This is a genomic window from Aliivibrio finisterrensis, from assembly GCF_008933155.1.
Lineage (GTDB): Bacteria > Pseudomonadota > Gammaproteobacteria > Enterobacterales > Vibrionaceae > Aliivibrio > Aliivibrio finisterrensis.
In genome coordinates this window covers 41,117-62,005 of the sequence record NZ_WBVP01000014.1, presented here as the reverse complement: position 1 = coordinate 62,005, position 20,889 = coordinate 41,117, and the positions used below count along the sequence as shown (strand labels likewise).

General features: G+C 38.2%; 16 protein-coding genes. 10 read left to right on the top strand and 6 right to left on the bottom strand.

The window, feature by feature from the left end; translation table 11 throughout:
- Positions 1–99 precede the first annotated feature (99 nt).
- The 6 genes from clpP (at position 100) to F8B77_RS12620 (ending at position 7,570) form a co-directional block, all read left to right on the top strand.
- The gene (gene clpP, locus F8B77_RS12645; RefSeq protein ID WP_012549607.1) at positions 100–723 is read left to right on the top strand and encodes an ATP-dependent Clp endopeptidase proteolytic subunit ClpP; all 624 of its coding nucleotides are present in this window, start codon (positions 100–102) and stop codon (positions 721–723) included.
- Positions 724–809: 86 nt separating this feature from the next.
- Positions 810–2,096, top strand: a complete 1,287-nt coding sequence (clpX, locus tag F8B77_RS12640) for an ATP-dependent protease ATP-binding subunit ClpX (RefSeq protein WP_130043101.1) — start codon at positions 810–812, stop codon at positions 2,094–2,096.
- Positions 2,097–2,227: 131 nt separating this feature from the next.
- On the top strand, positions 2,228–4,579 hold the full coding sequence (gene lon / locus F8B77_RS12635) for an endopeptidase La (RefSeq protein WP_151655606.1): 2,352 nt from the start codon (positions 2,228–2,230) through the stop codon (positions 4,577–4,579).
- Between the two features lie 173 nt (positions 4,580–4,752).
- A complete protein-coding gene (locus F8B77_RS12630) occupies positions 4,753–5,025 on the top strand; it encodes an HU family DNA-binding protein (protein WP_165366788.1) in 273 nt (90 codons plus the stop codon).
- Between the two features lie 203 nt (positions 5,026–5,228).
- The gene (gene ppiD / locus F8B77_RS12625; protein ID WP_151655605.1) at positions 5,229–7,085 is read left to right on the top strand and encodes a peptidylprolyl isomerase; all 1,857 of its coding nucleotides are present in this window, start codon (positions 5,229–5,231) and stop codon (positions 7,083–7,085) included.
- Positions 7,086–7,264: 179 nt separating this feature from the next.
- A complete protein-coding gene (locus F8B77_RS12620; protein WP_151655604.1) occupies positions 7,265–7,570 on the top strand; it encodes a ComEA family DNA-binding protein in 306 nt (101 codons plus the stop codon).
- 116 nt (positions 7,571–7,686) lie between these two features.
- On the opposite strand, the gene F8B77_RS12615 is transcribed toward F8B77_RS12620, so the two are convergent.
- Positions 7,687–9,039: a peptide MFS transporter gene (locus F8B77_RS12615; protein WP_151655603.1), complete on the bottom strand. Its 1,353-nt coding sequence runs from the start codon at positions 9,037–9,039 to the stop codon at positions 7,687–7,689.
- Between the two features lie 381 nt (positions 9,040–9,420).
- Between F8B77_RS12615 and rfaH the strand changes: the two genes are divergently transcribed.
- On the top strand, positions 9,421–9,912 hold the full coding sequence (rfaH, locus tag F8B77_RS12610; protein ID WP_151655602.1) for a transcription/translation regulatory transformer protein RfaH: 492 nt from the start codon (positions 9,421–9,423) through the stop codon (positions 9,910–9,912).
- A gap of 49 nt (positions 9,913–9,961) precedes the next feature.
- Here rfaH and asnB read toward each other — a convergent pair whose 3' ends face one another.
- The 4 genes from asnB to nagA form a co-directional block, all read right to left on the bottom strand.
- On the bottom strand, positions 9,962–11,629 hold the full coding sequence (gene asnB, locus F8B77_RS12605) for an asparagine synthase B (RefSeq protein WP_151655601.1): 1,668 nt from the start codon (positions 11,627–11,629) through the stop codon (positions 9,962–9,964).
- A 283-nt stretch (positions 11,630–11,912) separates the two neighbouring features.
- Positions 11,913–13,517, bottom strand: coding sequence for a cation:proton antiporter family protein (locus tag F8B77_RS12600; protein ID WP_151655600.1), 1,605 nt, complete (start codon positions 13,515–13,517; stop codon positions 11,913–11,915).
- An 84-nt stretch (positions 13,518–13,601) separates the two neighbouring features.
- Positions 13,602–14,816: a DNA-binding transcriptional regulator NagC gene (gene nagC, locus F8B77_RS12595; protein ID WP_151655599.1), complete on the bottom strand. Its 1,215-nt coding sequence runs from the start codon at positions 14,814–14,816 to the stop codon at positions 13,602–13,604.
- A gap of 1 nt (position 14,817) precedes the next feature.
- A complete protein-coding gene (gene nagA, locus F8B77_RS12590) occupies positions 14,818–15,954 on the bottom strand; it encodes an N-acetylglucosamine-6-phosphate deacetylase (protein ID WP_151655598.1) in 1,137 nt (378 codons plus the stop codon).
- 398 nt (positions 15,955–16,352) lie between these two features.
- Here nagA and nagE point away from each other — a divergent pair, with 398 nt between their 5' ends.
- Positions 16,353–17,843 (top strand): N-acetylglucosamine-specific PTS transporter subunit IIBC, encoded by a 1,491-nt coding sequence (nagE, locus tag F8B77_RS12585; protein WP_151655597.1) that lies wholly within the window; start codon positions 16,353–16,355, stop codon positions 17,841–17,843.
- Positions 17,844–18,018: 175 nt separating this feature from the next.
- Complete coding sequence (gene glnS / locus F8B77_RS12580) at positions 18,019–19,677, top strand: glutamine--tRNA ligase (protein ID WP_151655596.1); 1,659 nt, start codon at positions 18,019–18,021, stop codon at positions 19,675–19,677.
- A 71-nt stretch (positions 19,678–19,748) separates the two neighbouring features.
- Here the strand turns inward: glnS and fcrX are convergent, their stop codons facing one another.
- On the bottom strand, positions 19,749–20,195 hold the full coding sequence (gene fcrX, locus F8B77_RS12575) for a ferric iron uptake transcriptional regulator FcrX (RefSeq protein ID WP_151655595.1): 447 nt from the start codon (positions 20,193–20,195) through the stop codon (positions 19,749–19,751).
- A gap of 181 nt (positions 20,196–20,376) precedes the next feature.
- Here fcrX and F8B77_RS12570 point away from each other — a divergent pair, with 181 nt between their 5' ends.
- Positions 20,377–20,841 carry a hotdog fold domain-containing protein gene (locus F8B77_RS12570; protein WP_151655594.1) on the top strand — a complete coding sequence of 155 codons (465 nt, stop codon included), beginning with the start codon at positions 20,377–20,379 and terminating at the stop codon, positions 20,839–20,841.
- The last annotated feature ends 48 nt before the right edge of the window (positions 20,842–20,889 follow it).

The following is a 20,889-nucleotide window of genomic DNA, read 5'->3' as shown; positions in this document are numbered from 1 at the left end:
ATTTAATTAAGTAGTTAGTTGACTTAGTTTCACAAGATCTGCTAATAATGGTCCGAATGAAGCGTCATTCGGACCATTTATTTTATAAGGGATACGGTTATGAGCTATCAAGAAAACAATGCAATGCCTTCTATTATGGATGCACTTGTTCCTATGGTTGTTGAGCAAACTTCACGTGGTGAGCGTTCGTATGATATTTATTCCCGTCTGTTAAAAGAGCGTGTTATCTTTTTAACAGGTCAAGTTGAAGATCACATGGCCAACTTAGTTGTGGCTCAGTTGCTTTTCCTTGAGTCTGAAAACCCAGATAAGGATATCTTCCTATACATAAACTCTCCAGGTGGTTCTGTGACTGCAGGTATGTCTATTTATGACACAATGCAGTTCATTAAGCCAAATGTGAGTACAGTATGTATGGGTCAAGCATGCTCTATGGGCGCTTTCTTACTTGCAGGTGGCGCACCAGGCAAACGTTATGTTCTGCCTAACTCTCGTGTGATGATTCACCAACCACTTGGCGGCTTCCAAGGTCAAGCATCAGATATTCAAATTCATGCTCAAGAAATCTTAACGATTAAGAAGAAGTTGAATACATTGCTTGCAGAGCATACAGGTCAGCCTTTAGAAGTGATCGAAAAAGATACAGATCGTGATAATTTCATGGCAGCAGATGATGCAGTGAAATACGGTCTTGTAGATGCTGTGTTAAATAAGCGTGACTAATTAATAAAAAAGCAGTAACGTTTACAGCAAAGAAGGTAAGTTAGTATAAACTTACAGCATAAAGGCAACGTTTAAGAGGTTAGCAAATGACAGACAAGCGTAAAGACGAAAATAGTGGAAAGTTACTATATTGCTCTTTTTGCGGAAAAAGCCAGCATGAAGTTCGTAAACTAATTGCAGGTCCTTCTGTTTATGTTTGTGATGAGTGCGTTGATTTATGTAACGACATTATTCGCGAAGAGCTAAAAGATAATACTCTGTCTCCAAAAGAGAGTAGTGAAGCATTACCGACACCGCAAAATATTCGTGCGCATTTAGATGACTATGTTATTGGTCAAGAGCATGCGAAAAAAGTACTAGCGGTTGCCGTATATAATCACTACAAGCGTTTACGTAATGGCGACACTACAAAAGATGGCGTAGAGCTTGGTAAAAGTAATATCCTTCTTATCGGACCAACAGGTAGTGGTAAAACACTGCTTGCTGAGACTCTAGCGCGTTTCTTGGATGTACCGTTTACAATGGCGGATGCAACCACATTAACAGAAGCGGGTTATGTAGGTGAAGATGTTGAAAACATCATTCAAAAGCTACTACAAAAATGCGATTACGACCCTGCAAAAGCAGAGCGTGGCATTGTATATATCGATGAAATTGACAAAATTTCTCGTAAGTCTGAAAACCCATCAATTACACGAGATGTATCTGGTGAAGGTGTTCAGCAAGCACTATTGAAATTGATTGAAGGTACTATTGCGTCAGTACCACCTCAAGGTGGCCGAAAGCATCCACAGCAAGAGTTTTTACAAGTAGATACTTCTAAGATCTTGTTTATCTGTGGTGGTGCATTTGCTGGCTTAGATAAAGTGATTGAGCAACGTGTTGCTACTGGTACGGGCATTGGCTTTGCTGCTGAAGTTCGTTCAAAAGATGATAAAGCAACCATCGGTGATCTATTTAAGCAAATTGAACCAGAAGATCTTGTTAAATTTGGTCTGATCCCTGAATTTATTGGTCGTTTACCAGTAACTACAACTCTGACTGAGCTAGATGAAGAAGCTTTAGTTCAAATACTAAGCCAACCTAAAAATGCATTAACTAAGCAATATGGTGCATTATTTGATTTAGAAGGCGCAGAACTTGAATTCCGTGAAGACGCATTAAAAGCGATTGCGAAAAAAGCAATGGATCGTAAAACAGGTGCTCGTGGTCTTCGTTCAATCTTGGAAGCAGTATTATTGGATACTATGTATGAATTGCCGTCAAAAGAAGGCGTTTCTAAGGTAGTTATCGATGAATCTGTAATTAATGGCGAATCAGAACCGCTATTAATGTTTGAAAATACAGAATCAAAAGCAATATCTGCAGAATAGCGTATTTAGCTAATAAATAGACAAAAAGGAGGCATTGGCCTCCTTTTTTATTTTTAATTGAAAATAATGTTGATTCTTAGCGACTTGCCCCCATATTATTTCTATAGATATTGACGGAAAGAGAGAAGAATATGAACCTGGAGCGTTCCGAGCGCATTGAGATACCAGTTCTACCATTACGTGATGTAGTGGTGTATCCGCATATGGTAATTCCACTGTTTGTGGGCCGTGAAAAATCGATTCGTTGTCTAGAAGCGGCAATGGAGCAGAATAAACAAGTTCTACTTGTGGCACAAAAAGAAGCAGCTAAAGAAGAGCCACAATTAGATGATTTACACGGTGTTGGTACAATTGCGACAATATTACAATTATTAAAATTGCCTGATGGCACAGTAAAAGTATTAGTTGAAGGTCAACAACGTGCAAAAATTCATCAGTTTTTAGAGGCTGATTTCTTTACAGCAGATGCTGAGTTTTTGCTGACTCCAATTATTGATGACGCCGAGCAAGAAGTGATTATGCGATCTGCAATTAATCAATTTGAAGGCTTTATCAAATTAAACAAAAAAATCCCACCTGAAGTATTAACTTCGCTTAATGGGATTGAAGATGCAGCGCGTCTTGCTGATACGATTGCCGCTCATATGCCACTAAAATTAGTTGATAAGCAGGAAGTGTTAGAGCTTACTGATGTTATCGCTCGCTTAGAGTTTTTAATGAGCATGATGGAATCGGAAATCGATTTATTACAAATTGAAAAACGTATCCGTGGTCGTGTTAAAAAGCAGATGGAAAAAAGCCAACGCGAGTACTATTTGAATGAGCAAATGAAAGCAATTCAAAAAGAACTTGGTGATTTGGATGATGCTCCTGATGAATTTGAAGCTCTACAACAAAAAATTGTAGATGCTAAAATGCCAAAAGAAGCTCAAGAAAAAGCAGAACAAGAGCTTCAAAAATTGAAGATGATGTCTCCAATGTCTGCTGAAGCAACCGTGGTTCGCAGCTACATCGATTGTATGGTTGGCGTGCCTTGGTTTAAACGCTCAAAAGTGAAAAAAGATTTAGCGAAAGCAGAAGAAATCTTAAACGCAGACCATTATGGTTTAGAGCGTGTTAAAGAACGTATTCTTGAATATTTAGCAGTACAAAACCGAGTAACGAAACTTAAAGGTCCAATCTTATGTTTAGTTGGCCCTCCTGGTGTTGGTAAAACGTCACTTGGTCAATCTATTGCTAAAGCGACTGGCCGTAAATATACACGTATGGCTTTAGGTGGTGTTCGCGATGAAGCCGAAATTCGTGGTCACCGTCGTACTTACATTGGTTCATTACCAGGTAAACTAATCCAAAAACTTTCTAAAGTTGAAGTAAAGAACCCACTTTTCCTATTGGATGAAATCGATAAGATGTCATCTGATATGCGTGGTGATCCTGCATCAGCATTACTAGAAGTACTTGATCCAGAACAAAACAGTGCATTTAGCGATCACTATTTAGAAGTGGATTACGATTTATCCGATGTTATGTTTGTAGCAACGTCTAACTCAATGAATATTCCTGGTCCATTATTGGATCGTATGGAAGTAATTCGTCTGTCGGGTTATACCGAAGATGAAAAGCTAAACATTGCCAAAAGCCATTTGTTGGATAAACAAATTAAACGTAATGGCTTAAAAGCAAATGAGATTGAAATTGATGATTCAGCCATTATGGGTATCATCCGTTACTACACTCGTGAAGCTGGTGTGCGTAGTTTAGAGCGTGAAATTTCTAAACTTTGCCGTAAAGCGGTAAAACAAATCTTATTGGATAAAACCATTAAGAAAGTCACAATAAATCAAGAGAATTTAAAAGATTTCTTAGGTGTTCAACGTTGTGATTATGGCAAAGCGGATGATGAAGATCGTATCGGTCAAGTCGTTGGTTTAGCATGGACTGAAGTTGGCGGTGATTTACTGACAATTGAAGCAGAATCTATGATTGGCAAAGGCAAGTTAACTTACACAGGTTCACTTGGCGATGTAATGAAAGAGTCTATCCAAGCAGCAATGACAGTAGTACGAACTCGTGCTGAAAAACTAGGTATTAATCCTGATTTCTACGAGAAACGTGATATCCATGTTCATGTGCCTGAAGGTGCTACACCAAAAGATGGTCCAAGTGCTGGTATTGGCATGTGTACTGCTCTCGTTTCAAGCCTAACAGGTAATCCGGTTCGTTCTGATGTTGCAATGACAGGTGAAATTACCCTACGTGGCGAAGTACTGCCGATTGGTGGCTTGAAAGAAAAATTGCTTGCAGCACATCGTGGTGGTATTAAAACTGTCATTATTCCAAAGGATAATGCACGTGATTTAGAAGAAATTCCAGCAAATGTAATTGCTGATCTTTCTGTGCATCCAGTTAAGTGGATTGATGAAGTATTAACCTTGGCGCTTAAAAATGATCCTCAAGGTTTTAGTGTTGAAGCATCTAAATAGTGATGTGCAGCAAAAAACGTTGATATAACAGGGCTGACGAGCCGAAATGACTTGTCAGCTTATATTGATATCGCTAAGTTAAGCCTAATTGTGTGAAGATTAATTCACTCATCAAATATCTAAATATGGACTCGTTCATTAATCATTGAATGAATAATTTAAAGGGGAATACCGTGAATAAATCTCAATTAGTAGATCAAATTGCTGATAATGCTGACATCTCAAAAGCTGCGGCTGGTCGCGCTTTAGACGCTTTAGTTGAAACAGTAACAGAGACACTAAAAAGTGGCGAGCAAGTAACGCTTGTTGGCTTTGGTTCGTTTCTTGTTCGTGAGCGTGCAGCGCGTACAGGCCGTAACCCTAAAACTGGCGAAGCAATTGAGATTTCTGCTGCAAAAGTACCTGCATTTAAAGCGGGTAAAGCATTGAAAGATGCGTGTAACTAATCGAAAAAAAAGATAAAAGTCTACACAAGCTAGCGTAACGCTAGTAGACTAGAGATAGAGTCATAGGCGCATCCAATGATGCGCTTTTTTATAGTTAAATTTTTCTTTTGTTGAACTATTTTTTATTTTCACTATCAATAGAAATTGAAACACTTTCTTAGGAATAGAGTATTCCGCTCAGTGATTAGGAGTTAAGACATATTATGATGGATCGAATTCGCGAAGGTTCAACAGGCCTTGCAGTTAAGATCATTCTCGGTCTAATTATTTTCTCATTTGTATTTGCAGGTGTAGGTAGTTATTTAGTCGGTGGCAGCCAACCAATAGCAGCAAAGGTTGGTGAACGAGAAATTACTCGAAACGAGTTTGAACAAGTTTATCAAAATGAGCGTAACCGTATGCAATCACAGTTGGGTGACTACTTCTCAGCTCTGCTAGGTGATCCTGCTTATGTTGAACAATTCCGTAAATCAGTATTAGACCGCATGGTTAATGATGCATTACTAGATAACCAAGCTCAAGATCTAGGTTTACGTGTTAGTGATGAACAAATTCGTCAAGCGATCCTTTCAATGCCTCAATTTCAAAAAGACGGCAAGTTTGATGAAGAGATTTATAACATAGCACTTCGTCGTGCAGGTTTTAGCTCTGATAGTTTTGCAGAATATTTACGCCAAGACTTAGTCCGTAATCAACTAATGTTAGCTTTAGAGTCAACAGAGTTTACGTTGCCAAGTGAAGTTAATGCGCAAAATGCATTAGAAACTCAACAGCGTGAAATCAGAACGATTACTTTGAATACGGCTGAATTTGCTCAAAAAGCAGCGGTATCAGAAGAGGAAGTTAAAGAATTTTATAATGCTAATCAACAACAATTTGTTCGACCAGAGCAAGTTAAAGTTGCTTACATTGAATTATCTGGCGCTTCACTAAAAGCTCAAGCTCCAATTTCTGATGATGAAGTTAAAGAGTATTATCAAGCAAATCAAGATAAGTATTCTACGCAAGAGAAACGTGAAGTTAGCCACATTCTAATTAACGGTGATGAAGCAGATGCTGAAGCGGTTCTTGCTCGTTTAGATGCGGGTGAAGATTTTGCGGCTGTTGCTAAAGATGCATCTCAAGATATCCCGACAGCAAAAGAAGGTGGTTCTTTAGGTTGGATTGAACGTGGTGTTATCGATCCTGAATTTGAAGATGCCGCTTTCCAATTAGTTAATGTTGGTGACCACTCTGGCGTGGTTAAATCTGCATTTGGTTATCACATTATTCAATTGACTGGTGTTGAAAAGCCAACAACAAAACCTCTGGCAGAAGTAAGTGCTGAAATCAAAGCTTTCCTTGTTGATGAGCATGCAGCAGATGCATTCTATAGCTTACAAACAGAGCTAGCAGAGAAGGCATTTGAATCACCGGATTCTTTAGATGATGCTGCTGAAGCGGTAAATGTGAAAATTATAACAACTGATTTCTTCTCTCAGGTTGATGCACCAGAAGCCTTATCAAGCCAAGCGGTTTTGCAAGCAATCTACAGTGCTGAAGTGAAAGAAGATGGTCTGAACTCTGATGTGATTGAAATTTCACCTGAACATATTATTGTTGTTCGAGTTGAGGACGTCCGTGATGAAGCCGTCTTGCCTTTAGAAGATGTGAAACAAAACGTTGTAGCTCGTTTATCACAATCAAAAGGTGAACAAAAAGCATTAGAGCTTGCTCAAGGTGTGATTGCTGCTCTTAATAAGGGTGAAACAAATTACTTAGCTGATAATGAATTAAATTTCACTGAAGCAAGAATGATCACTCGTGCGGATGAATTAGCAAATGACGTATATCGTTTGCAGAAACCTGAGCAAGGCACATCAACCTATGCGCAAGTCATGGATCGTCAAGATAATCATGTCATTGTTGCGTTGGATGGTGTATTAGAGTTGGGTAATGATGCGATGATTGAGCAAGTAGCGACACGTTTACTAAGAACTCAAACTCAGCAAGATTTAACGGCAACATTAGATACCTTAAAAGCTAACTCTGATATCAGCTATCCATTATTAGAGCAGTAATCAATTTATTTGTAATTGATAAATAACACAGACGGGCCCCTTAATGGGGCCCGTCGTGTTTTTGCAACCCTCTAATGGGATTTACTATTCATATTATTTATTCTTTTTGTGATGACAGATGGAAATCGACTTTCTGAAGTATCTGATATCGATCATTTAATCAATAAAAAGGAATGCAAATGAAACGTATAATATCTTTAATCAATTCTTTCTTTCTCGTTATTATTTTATTTTCAAGCGGAACTGCCCTTGCTGAAGTCAAAGACTCAGGTAAGCACGAAGGGATAGATGTCGTCATTAATATCAACGAGGCTGAAGCAGAGGAGCTTAAAACGCTATTAATAGGAATTGGAGATTCAAAAGCTCAAGCCATTGTTGATTATAGAAAATCAAATGGAAAGTTTGTTACGGTAGATGATTTATCGAAGGTAAAAGGGATAGGCGATAAATTAGTAGAGAAGAATCGAAATCGAATCATACTGTAATAATAAAGTAAAAAGGCGACCTTAATAATTTAAGGTCGCCTTTATTTTTAATGTAATAAGAAATTATTCAAATCTACATAAATACGTGGTCATTCTTGTTTATACCAAAATAGGTATCAGTGTACTTTTTCAGCACCATGCATCCAGCGAATAAGTGGCCCTGAGATTATTAGCAATAATACACCTGAAATAGCAGAAGCAATCGCGATACCAGCGAAGATATCTAATGCACCAAGGCTTTCAACATGCGAGCCGACAACACCAGCAATATAGTTAGAAATAGCATTAAAACCAAACCATATTCCCATCATGAGTGACGCTAAACGCAATGGTGCAAGTTTAGTGACTAATGATAAACCAATTGGAGATAAACATAGCTCACCAAGAGTATGGAAGAAGTAAGCACCGACTAACCAATACATAGATGTTTTAACTGTCAGATCGCCACCTTGCTCCATGACTGCACCGACCATACAAAGAAAACCAATGGCTAGAAAAAATAACGCTAAAGCAAACTTAATTGGTGAGCTTGGCTCCTTTGGCCCCAATTTTACCCATAACATCGCAATAAATGGAGCAAGAATAATAATAAAGAAGGGATTTAAAGATTGAAACCATGCCGCAGGTATTTCAAATGAACCTAGCATACGATCAGTATATTGCTGAGAGTAGATGTTCATTAATCCACCAGCTTGTTCAAAACCAGCCCAGAATACAATGACAAACAATCCCATCACCATAATTACTTTAAGGCGATCGATCTCAATTTTACTGAGTACATGCTGTGATGTACCTGCGGCCTCAGCATTTTCTTTTGCAATGTGAGCTGCAGGACGGATACCTATGTCGCCAAGAAAACGTTGAGCAAATAGAGTCTGAATAATTAAGCTGATTACCATACCAATACCAGCTGCGGCGAACCCTGCTTTCCAGCCCCAGATCCCAGTGACAGAGCCTGAAACCACACCAGCAAGCAATGAGCCTAGGTTAATACCCATATAGAAGATAGTGAAGGCACCGTCACGTCGATTATCTCCATCTTGGTATAAATCACCAACCATGGTGGATACATTTGGTTTAAATAAACCATTACCGGCAATTAAAAAGCCAAGGCCTGTATAAAATAGAGTTTCGATAGAAAGTGGAAGCATGTTATGAGGAAGGGCTAAAGTAAATTGGCCGATAACCATTAGAAAGCCACCGATAAGTAATGATTTACGTTGACCTAAGTAATTATCAGCTAACCAGCCACCAATGAGAGGGGTGATATACATTAATGCAGTATAGGTACCATAAAGGCTTAATGCGTCTTTTACGGTCCAGTCTAAGCCACCATTAATGGTTCTGTCTGTTAAATATAAAACAAGAATGGCTCTCATTGCATAATAAGAGAAACGCTCCCATAATTCGGTTCCAAAAAGCAAGAACAATCCTTTTGGGTGTCCCATGATTAATTTGTTGTTTGGCATAGTGCTCTCTTTTTATAATGAAATTTTATTCTTCTTATATAGTTAAATTTATACGCTTTGATGATTAGGACTGCAACGTTGTACAAATTTATGTGATTTAGTTAACATATTAAGTTATTGAAATATTTAGAAACAAAAATATCATGTTACATCTTTGAGTGCTGGACTTTAAATTAATTTTGAGATTTAATTCTGATTATGTTCTTTATTTTGGTTTAATATCTCTATATATTGATTAATTTTGGTTTTTTAGACTTCTTTGATGGTTTTTTTGTATTTAACATTTCAAACGAAGGTTTTAGCTGTGATGTGCTAGCTATATATTTTTTTGAACTGAGTTGCGTGATATGCTTTATAGCAGGTTGGCTAGGTATAAAGATAATGAAAGAATGGTATTTACTCTACTGCAAGCGTGGAGAACAACAGAGAGCAAAGCAACACCTTGAAAATCAACAGGTGGATTGCTATTACCCTGAAATAGAAGTAGAAAAAATGGTAAGAGGAAAGAAAAAGCTGATTATAGAGCCTCTATTTCCTTGTTATATGTTTGTTCGATTTGATTTTGAGCAAGGACCTTCATTTACAACTGTCCGCTCGACACGGGGTGTGAGTGATTTTATTCGGTTTGGTGCTAAGCCTAAAGTTCTACAAGGTGATCTTATCTATTCACTTAAAAGTGCTGAAAAACCAAAGAATATGAAGGTTGATGAATTCCCCAAAGTTGGGCAATCGGTAGGTATTTGTGATGGTCCTTTTATGGGGGCTGACGCTATATATAAAGAACCTGATGGAGAGAAACGTTCCATCTTGCTGATTACATTAATTAATAAGAAAGTTGAGATTAAAATAGATAATACAAATATGTATTTTTAATTTAAAAAGCGCCCATCTATAAAGGCGCTTTTTAGTTCAGATACAAGGATTAGCTATAAGCTTCATTATGCACAGCTTGTACTGCACGACCTGATGGGTCAACACAATTTTGGAATGATTCATCCCATTCTATTGCTTTTGCTGATGAGCAAGCTACTGAGGGACCTCCAGGGACACATTTTGCGGCATCTTCCAGAGGGAATAGATCTTCAAATATCTCGCGGTACGCATAACCTTCTTTTGTAGTTGGCGTATTATAAGGGAAGCGGAATTTAGCTGATTCCATTTGCTGATCGGTGACCTTGGCTTCAGCAGTTTCACGTAATGTATCAATCCAGCTGTAACCCACGCCATCAGAGAACTGCTCTTTTTGTCTCCAAGCAATCGACTCAGGAAGATAATCTTCAAAACATTCACGAAGAATGTGTTTTTCCATTTTACCATTACCACACATTTTATCTTGTGGGTTTAAGCGCATAGCGATATCAATAAATTCTTTATCTAAGAAAGGCACACGACCTTCTACGCCCCAAGCTGCAAGAGATTTGTTTGCACGAGCACAATCAAACATATTTAAAGCAAGCAGTTTACGAACCGTTTCTTCGTGAAATTCTTTTTTGTTGGGTGCCTTATGGAAATATAAGTAACCACCAAAGATTTCATCAGCCCCTTCACCAGAAAGTACCATTTTAATACCCATGGCTTTAATTTTTCGACCCATAAGGAACATAGGTGTTGAAGCTCGGATAGTGGTTACATCGTAAGTTTCGATATGATAAATAACATCACGAATCGCATCTAAACCTTCTTGGATTGTATATGTCATTTCATGGTGTACTGTCCCTAATTTATCAGCAACCTCACGAGCTGCTTTTAAATCAGGAGCGCCTTCTAGACCAACGGCAAAGGAATGCAATTGTGGCCACCAAGCTTCAGATTTCTCGTTATCTTCAATACGCATTGCTGCAAATTTTTTCGCAACAGCTGAAGTAATAGATGAATCCAAACCACCAGATAAAAGAACACCATAAGGAACGTCAGTCATTAATTGGCGCTTAACGGCATCCTCTAGAGCTTGTTTAAGGTCTTCTTTGCTTGTTGGGTTATCTTTAACCGCATCATAATCCATCCAATCACGTACATAATAACGTGTAGGTTCAGCATCTTTTGAAGAGTAGAAGTGACCAGGAGGGAATTCACTAATTGATTTACAGACAGGAACTAAGGCTTTCATTTCTGATGCCACATAATAGTTCCCATGTTCATCATGCCCATGATACATAGGAATGATACCTATATGGTCACGGCCAATTAAATATTCATCTTTTTCTTCATCATAAAGAATAAAGGCAAAAATACCGTTTAAGTCTTCTAAAAGATCGGCACCTTTTTCACGGTATAGTGCTAGGATAACTTCACAATCAGAGTCTGTTTGGAAGGCGTAATCGTCGGCATACTTTTCGCGTAATTCTTTATGGTTATAGATCTCACCATTAACAGCTAAAATGTGTTTTTTATCTTCGCTGTAAAGTGGTTGAGCTCCGCTATTTAAGCCAACAATAGCAAGACGCTCATGTGCTAAAATTGCTTTATCTGATGAATAAATACCTGACCAGTCAGGGCCGCGATGACGTAGTTTTTTTGACATTTCAAGTGCTGCAGTTCGCAATGGGGTTGGATCACTTTTAATATCTAGAATTCCAAAAATCGAGCACATAAGTTCCCTCTATCTCTTCTTAATTTTTATAGTAAATTATTGTCTTGTCTACAATTTGCCATTATCACTAAAAAAAGCAACCCAGAAATACAAATAAAATCACAAATAGATAACCTAATTAAATAATATTTAATATTTTTACTGTTTTGGTGTTGGATCGTTAATTGAAGTTGGCTTTTTAAACAAAATAATGAAGAAGAGGGGGATGTTTATAAAAAATCAGATTAAAGTTTAACGTAACTCTAATCTGATCCTGAGCAATGAGTAAGTTACTATCAAGAAATTAGGATTTCATATATTCTTTTTGTTGATTAAATTGTGGGTTTAATTGTTCACTTACATGTCGAGCAAAACCACTACCAGCTTCATGGTAAATATTAAATGCAGCATCAACACCTTGTTCAATTAAACCATCTATTTGGTCATTATAAGCTGCAATAGCTGCCGTTTGACCTTGGTAATTACGTGATTGTAATTGCTCTAAAGCAAATTGATTACCTTGATGATTTGGCATTGCTAACAGCACTAACTTTACGTGAGATGTTGAAAGGATGCGTTCCCAAAAATCTGGGTCGGTTGCATCGCCAGAAATAACATTTCGACCTAAGCTCTGGTGATGTCTTGCTGATTCTTCACGAAGTTCAATACCTAAAATAATGTCGCCATACTTCTCTTTGAGCTCATCATAAGCTCCACTACCGATACGGCCCATCCCTAAAATCAAAATTTGAGCTCGTCCTGGGTTAATTAATTTATCCATCGGATTTAACCGTTCAGCGGTATGTTCTTTTAGCCAATGACGAGAGCGTTGATAAATGGAATGACCAAAGTTATTTAACGGTGCTGAGATAATGAACGAGATGGATACAGCAATGGCAATGGCCACTAATGTATCTCCAGGTAACCATCCCATTTTAAAGGCAAGACCACCCACGATAAGTCCAAACTCACTGTAATTAAATAATGTAAGAGAAGCGAGAAGTGAGGTCCGTACCCTAAATTTGAACTTATTGATGATAATAAAATACAGAAGTCCTTTAACGGGAAGCAGCAAGATCAAAATCAGCGCTAATCCTAAACCTGAAATAGTAGGGGCAGCAGATAAGCCGATATTTAGGAAGAAACAGATAAGTAAAATTTCTTTTAAATTAAAGAGAGATTTAGATAACTCAGAGGCTTTCGAGTGTCCCGCCAGTAACATGCCCAAAATAAGAGCCCCTAGATCAGGCTTCATGCCAACAAGTTCAAAGGTTCCTGCACCAGCAACAAGCGCTAAGAAAATACCATAAAGAACCAACATTTCGCCGTGACCTGCCCAATCTAATAATTTGAAAAATAGAGGGCGAAGTAGTGGCAGGGCAAATAGAGCTAATGCAGTTATCTCTGGGATTTTTCCTGTTGATGCAGTTAAAAATACAACCGCAAAGATATCTTGCATGACCAGAATACCAATGGCCAGTGTGCCATATGTGGCGTTCATCTCCCCTTTTTCTTGAAGCGCTTTAACCGCAAAAACAGTGCTTGAGAAAGAGAGAGCAAAACCAAAAAGAACTAACTGTGCAGTGCCTATATCAGCAAGCATTGTGATGCCAAGAAGTTTAAGACCTATTAATGCAAAAGTGAAAAAGAGGGTAGAAAAAACATTATGAAGCGTTGCACCTAACCAGATTTCTTTAGCAAGTAAGGTTTTTATATCTAATTTTAATCCAATAGAAAAAAGTAAAAGTGTAACGCCGAGATCTGCAAAAGTTGAAAGCGCATCATTTGATTGGAAGCCAAGAGCATGCAAACCAAAGCCAGCTAATAAAAAACCAACAAGAGGGGGTAAATTAATTTTTAGTGCAATAAAACCCATTACAAAAGCTGCAATGATAAAAAGTAACTCCATATACTTATTTTCCTAGTGGTATTCAAAAAAAAGGGTCGCTATTCGCAACCCTTAGAATGATAACACGTGAAAAGTCAGTCGTGATTATTCATCAAGTAATTTTTGTAACAATACACCATTTAGCATTGCTCGTTTCACCATAGAAAAAGCACCAATAGTTGGTTGGTTATGAAGCTCTGAAGCCACAATTGGCAAATCTTTGTGGAATGCAGTTAGTGATTGATTCTTAATACAGTTATGAATTGCAGAAAATACGATTTTGTCAGCTTGAGTGATAGCACCTGAAATAATAATTTTTTGTGGATTAAACAAGTTGATGGTCATCGCGATGGCTTTACCAAGTTGATTACCAACACGTAATAACGTTTGTGTTGCTAGCTCATCGCCATGATTTGCGGCATGACAAATATCAGACATGGTGATTTTTTCAATTTGCGAAAGACTAGAAGGATAGCCTTGTTCTAATAAGCTATTAATTCTGGCAATAATGGCTGGATTTGCAGCCACGGTTTCTAAGCAGCCGAAATTACCACATTGGCATTTATCACCAATAGGGTCTATTTGAATGTGGCCAATTTCACCAACATTACGGTTATGGCCAAGAAAAACTTTGCCATTTACAATGATCCCAGCGCCAGTACCTCTGTGAACACTGACTAAAATAGAATCATAACAATCGCGTGATGCACCAAAATAATGCTCAGCAAGAGCAAGTCCACGAACATCATTACCAACGAAACATTGGGTTTTAAATGTTTCTTTAATGAAATCAGCCAATGCCAATTTATCAATGTCGGTATTCGGCATGTATTCTACAACACCAGTTTCTGGGTTAACTAAACCTGGTAGCGTAATGCCAATAGCGATTAATTGTTTAATGATGTCTTGATTACGTGTAATAAAGTGTTGGAGTAATTGATTTAAACCATCAAGTAGTTCTTGTTGATGAGAGTAATGAAACTCGTGATATTCAGAGGCCAATTCTTTTGTTGAAAGGTCAAAAAGGCTCAGTTGAATATAGTCTCGCCCTAAACGTATTGCAATTGAATGGAAAGGGTCTGTTTCGGTAGTCAAAGAGATAGCTCTTCTACCACCGGTTGATGCTTGTTGCGCGACCTCTTTAATTAAGCCGCGCTCTAATAATTGACGGGTTATTTTGGTAACACTTGCCGGAGCAAGCTGGCTAACATCTGCGATTTGAATTCGAGAAATCGGGCCTTTTTGGTCGATTAAACGATAAACAGCCGCACTGTTTAATTGTTTTACTAGATCTACATTACCAATTTGTCCGTCAGTCATATTAACTTTGCTCGTATTGTCCGTTAACAACAGTCGCTTTTACATTGAAGTCACGATCAAAGATAGCAAGGTTAGCAACCATGTTCTTTTTGATTCGGCCAAGTTTATTATCCACACCAATTGCTTGAGCTGGGTATAACGTTGCCATACGTAAAGCTTCATCTAAAGCGATTCCAACGTGCTCAACTGTATTCTGAACTGCTTCAATCATAGTCAGAGCTGAGCCGCCTAATGTGCCATTTTCATCAACACATTTACCATCCTTGTAATATACTTTCTTACCAACAAAAATAAAGTATTCCATGTCAGCGCCTGCAGGAGCTGTGGCATCGGTCACTAATACAAGCTTTTCTTTCTTTATTTTGTGTGCAATACGGATGTTTGCATAGTCAACATGGAAGCCATCAGCGATGATCCCAGCATAAACTTCTGGTGTATCATAGATAGCGCCGACAACACCAGGTTCACGACCCACCATTGGCGTCATCGCATTAAATAAGTGTGTAGCAAATGTGATGCCTGATTCAAACCCTTGGCGAGCTTCTGCATAAGTTGCATTAGTGTGGCCTATTGAAACTACGATACCTGCTTTATGAAGGCGTTCAATATGTTCAGGGTCGTTTTGCTCTGGTGCCAGTGTTACTTTTGCGATTAGATCAGCGTTATCACACATTAATTGAATCATGTCTGTGTCTGAATGACGAATATGATCAACGCTATGAATGCCTTTTTTCATTACGTTTAGGTATGGACCTTCAAGGTGTAGACCTAATGATTGATTTTGATATTTGTTGTGGTATTCACGAGCGGCTTGGATTGATGCTCTCATGTCTTCATCAGATGATGTGATTAGAGTTGGCAGGAAGCTTGTACAGCCTGATTTTAAGTTTGCTTCGTGCATGATTTGTATGGTTTCGGCTGTGATTTGATCATTCAGCATTACACCGCCACAGCCATTAAGCTGAAGGTCAATAAATCCTGGGCTTAAAATTGCGCCATCAAGATCTTTTAATTCGATACCTTCAGGCAATTCTGTCGTTGGGCAAACGGCTTCGATCTCTGTTCCATTGATAATAACAGAGTGGTCAACAAGAACGTCGTTACCAGTATAAACTTTACAGTTTGTTAGCGCATACATAGTTGAATCCTTTGGTTATAATTTATAGTATGAAAAAATAATCACTTTTTTCGCCGAAATTTTTAAGCAAGTGAAAATAGAACTGCTTACTGAGCGGTACACTCAAGTTATTTAAATGTTACGTTCAGTAATAACAAAGTTTGGCATTTAATTAGCCAAATTTTATTCCTAATCTTTTATTCTTTTGAATGATAAAATAAGTTTTATGATCTCGCTAGCAAAAACCCCTAAATATTCCCTCCACAGGTGATAGTGATCACAATTAGCTTGCTTTTAATTTGCGGAGCGAAATTAATCCCTTACACTGACCCTGTTTATAACGAGTAGCGAAATAAGTTTATAGTAAACAAACTGCGCTGTTCAAAAAAATCTAAAATCCTTATAGGGGGAAACTAAAGGTGAATATTTTAGGATATTTTCAAAAAGTAGGTAAAGCACTGATGGTACCAGTTGCTACATTACCTGCAGCAGCAATTTTAATGGGTGTTGGTTACTGGATTGACCCGGTAGCTTGGGGCGGCAACAGTGCACTAGCAGCGTTTTTAATTAAAGCTGGTGCGGCTATCATCGATAACATGTCTGTACTGTTCGCAGTCGGTGTTGCTTATGGTATGTCTAAAGATAAAGATGGTGCAGCAGCACTTTCTGGTTTTGTTGGTTTCCTAGTTGTTACTACACTTCTTTCACCAGGAGCAGTAGCTCAAATTCAGGGTATTGATCCTTCTGCAGTTCCTGCTGCATTTAGCAAAATCAATAACCAATTTGTTGGTATCCTAGTTGGTATCGTATCTGCTGAGATCTACAACCGTTTCTCTACGGTAGAACTGCATAAAGCACTTGCATTCTTCTCTGGTAAACGTCTTGTACCTATCCTAACTTCTTTTGCTGGTATTTTAATTGCATTCATTCTTATGTACATTTGGCCTTCAATTTACGGTGGTCTAGTACAGTTCGGTGAATCAATTCAAGACATGGGTTCTGTTGGTGCTGGTATCTATGCATTCTTCAACCGCCTGCTAATTCCTGTTGGTCTTCACCATGCACTTAACTCAGTGTTTTGGTTCGATGTTGCCGGTATTAACGATATTCCTAACTTCCTAGGTGGCGCTAAGTCTATCGCTGAAGGTACGGCAACTGTAGGTGTTACTGGTATGTATCAAGCTGGTTTCTTCCCAATCATGATGTTTGGTCTACCAGGTGCAGCACTAGCTATTTACCATACAGCTAAAGTCGAGAACAAAGAAAAAGTAGCAGGCATTATGATTGCTGCTGGTTTCGCATCATTCTTTACGGGTGTTACAGAGCCACTAGAGTTCTCATTCATGTTCCTCGCTCCAGGGCTTTACGTACTCCACGCAGCATTAACAGGTATCTCAGTATTCATCGCATCATCGATGCAGTGGATTGCAGGTTTCGGTTTCTCAGCAGGTCTAGTAGATATGGTTCTTTCTACTCGTAACCCACTAGCTGTTAATTGGTATATGCTAATTATCCAAGGTATTGTATTCTTTGCAGTATACTACTTCACATTCCGCGCTGTAATCGTTAAGTTTAATCTTAAGACTCCAGGCCGTGAAGATGATGATGAAGAAGAAAGCTCAGTTCGTGGTTCAAAAGAAACTGGTGAACTAGCGAAACAATACCTTAAAGCTCTAGGTGGTCACGAAAACCTAGAAAACATCGATGCTTGTATCACTCGTTTACGTCTAACTCTTAAAGACACTAGCGTAATTAGCGAGAAGCAACTTAAAGCTCTAGGTGCAATGGGTGTGGTTAAACTTGGTTCAAACAACGTTCAAGTTATCCTTGGTCCTCTTGCTGAAATCGTAGCTGGCGAAATGAAAAAAATCCCAGCTTCTGAAGACCTAACAGCAGTTGCATTACCATAATTATTGAGTAATTAGCTCAAAATAGACAAGCCGCTCTCCTTAGAGCGGCTTTTTTTATGGAAATAAAGAAACTATTTGATTCTATATATTGAGTATTGGCGCATAATTGTGGATCATAGGGAGATATGAACAATCTGTTCTTTCTAACAATACTAATACCAATGAGGTGCTTTAGATGAGTGAAACTGAAACTCGTCCTACCAACTTTATCCGTCAAATCATTGATGAAGACTTAAAGTCAGGTAAACATTCCAGTGTCCATACTCGTTTCCCGCCAGAGCCAAATGGCTATCTGCATATCGGACACGCAAAATCTATCTGTTTGAATTTTGGTATTGCACAAGATTACCAGGGACAGTGTAATCTACGATTTGATGACACTAACCCTGAAAAAGAAGATATTGAGTACGTTGAGTCTATTAAGAACGACGTAAAATGGTTAGGCTTTGATTGGAGTGGTGATATTCACTATTCTTCAAATTATTTTGATAAATTATACGATTACGCTGTAGAACTTATTGAAAAAGGTTTGGCTTATGTTGATGAGCTAACATCAGATCAAATTCGTGAATACCGTGGTACGTTAAAAGAGCCAGGTAAAAACAGTCCATACCGTGACCGTAGTGTAGAAGATAACCTTGCGTTATTTGAACAAATGCGTGATGGTAAATTTAAAGAAGGTACGATTTGCCTTCGTGCAAAAATCGATATGGCTTCTTCATTTATCGTAATGCGTGATCCCGTTATTTATCGTATTCGTTTCGCTTCTCATCATCAAACGGGTGATAAGTGGTGTATCTACCCAATGTACGATTTTACACATTGTATCTCGGATGCGCTTGAAGGCATTACCCATTCAATCTGTACGTTAGAATTCCAAGATAACCGTCGTTTATACGACTGGGTATTGGAAAATATCACTATTGACTGTCAGCCTCGTCAGTATGAGTTTAGTCGCCTAAACCTAGAATATACGATCATGTCTAAGCGTAAGCTAAACGAGCTGGTAACTGAGAAATTGGTTAATGGTTGGGATGATCCTCGTATGCCTACGGTTTCTGGTTTACGCCGTCGTGGCTTTACTGCTGCCTCTATTCGTGAGTTCTGTAAGCGAATTGGTGTAACTAAGCAAGAGAATATGATCGAGTTTGGTTCATTAGAATCGTGTATTCGTGATGATTTAAATGAGAACGCACCTCGCGCAATGGCGGTACTTGAGCCTGTTAAAATCGTAATTGAAAACTACGAAGAAGGTAAAGTTGAGACGCTTAGTATTGCTAATCATCCTAATAAACCTGAAATGGGCAAGCGTGATGTTCCATTCACACGTGAAGTATACATCGAACAAGATGACTTCCGTGAAGAAGCAAATAAAAAGTACAAGCGTTTAGTTCTTGGTAAAGAAGTGCGTCTACGTGGTGCTTATGTTATTCAAGCGAATCGTATTGAAAAAGATGAAGCGGGTAATGTGACGACGATCTTCTGTAGCTACGATGATGAAACGCTAGGCAAGAATCCAGCTGATGGCCGTAAGGTTAAAGGGGTGATTCACTGGGTATCAGCAGATAAAGCGTTACCAGCAGAAATTCGTTTGTATGATCGTCTGTTTAATGTACCAAACCCTGCAGCGCTAGAAGATTTTTCAGAGAGTATTAATCCTGAATCATTAGTTGTAATGAGCGGTTTTGTTGAACCGAGCTTAGCAACGGCAGAAGCAGAGGCTGGTTATCAGTTTGAGCGTACAGGCTATTTCTGTATTGATAACAAAGATTCTAAGCCTGAAGCTCTTGTATTCAACCGTACAGTAGGTTTACGTGATACTTGGGAAGGTTAATGCTGACTAAGTGATTAATTGATAATAAAAAACCAGCAGAAATGCTGGTTTTTTTATGACTAAAATTTATGCTAGTAACCGTTATGAGCGTCATCATTATCAATACAATCACTAGTAATGCAGTGGCCGTATAGATATAAACTGTGGTTAGTTAATCGAACATTGTATTTTTTTGCGATCTCTTTTTGACGCTCTTCAATCATTTCATCAGAGAATTCGATCACTTTACCGCAATCTAGGCAAACTAAATGATCATGATGATGTTGAGTTGCTAATTCAAATACAGATTTACCACCTTCGAAGTGGTGACGAGTAACAATACCTGCGTCATCGAATTGGTTTAATACGCGGTATACGGTAGCAAGCCCAATCTCTTCACCAATATCGATTAATTTTTTGTATAAATCTTCTGCACTAATGTGTTGGCAATCTGGTTGTTGTAGCACTTCTAAAATTTTAAGGCGCGGTAGAGTGACTTTTAAACCGGCTTTTTTTAGTGCTTGGTTGTTATCTGACATCGACTTTTCCTGTATTGACATTCTGCATCGATTTTTTGTGCAGTTTTAATAACTTAATTATAGGGAACATTCGATCCAGTTGATACCTTATCTGTACGATCTCTTACAAAAAAATAGATGTTGATCTTTTGTTAATAATTAAATTATGATGAGGTCCGACCAGAATTAAGGATTGATCAATATGTATAAGTACTTTACCCCAAAAATTGTTAGAAGGGCACTTAATATTTGGCCACCATTTTGGGGGGCTGGGATCTCAATCGCAAATATTTCACCAAACTTTCAAGAGGTTAGTGTTATTTTGAAAGACCGATTTTGGAATAGAAATGCGAATAGAACTCAATATGGAGGTAGCATTTTTTCGATGACCGATCCTGTGTTTTCACTCATGTTAATGGGGATTCTAAGAGAAGAGTATTTTGTATGGGATAAGCAGTCAGAGATTGATTTTATTTCACCAGGAACTACCGACTTATACGCACATTTTGTGATATCGGATGGGCAGTTAGCAGAAATAAAACAAGCGACAAAAGAGGGGGAGAAGCATTTTCCACAATTTGAGGTGTGTGTATATGATAAAAAAGGAAAGGTGGTAGCAAGAGTGAATAGAACGTTATATGTGAGAAAAAAAACACAATTTAGATAATGCTCTCTATCTATTTTAAAAGATAACTAGAGAGCATTATAAGATCTA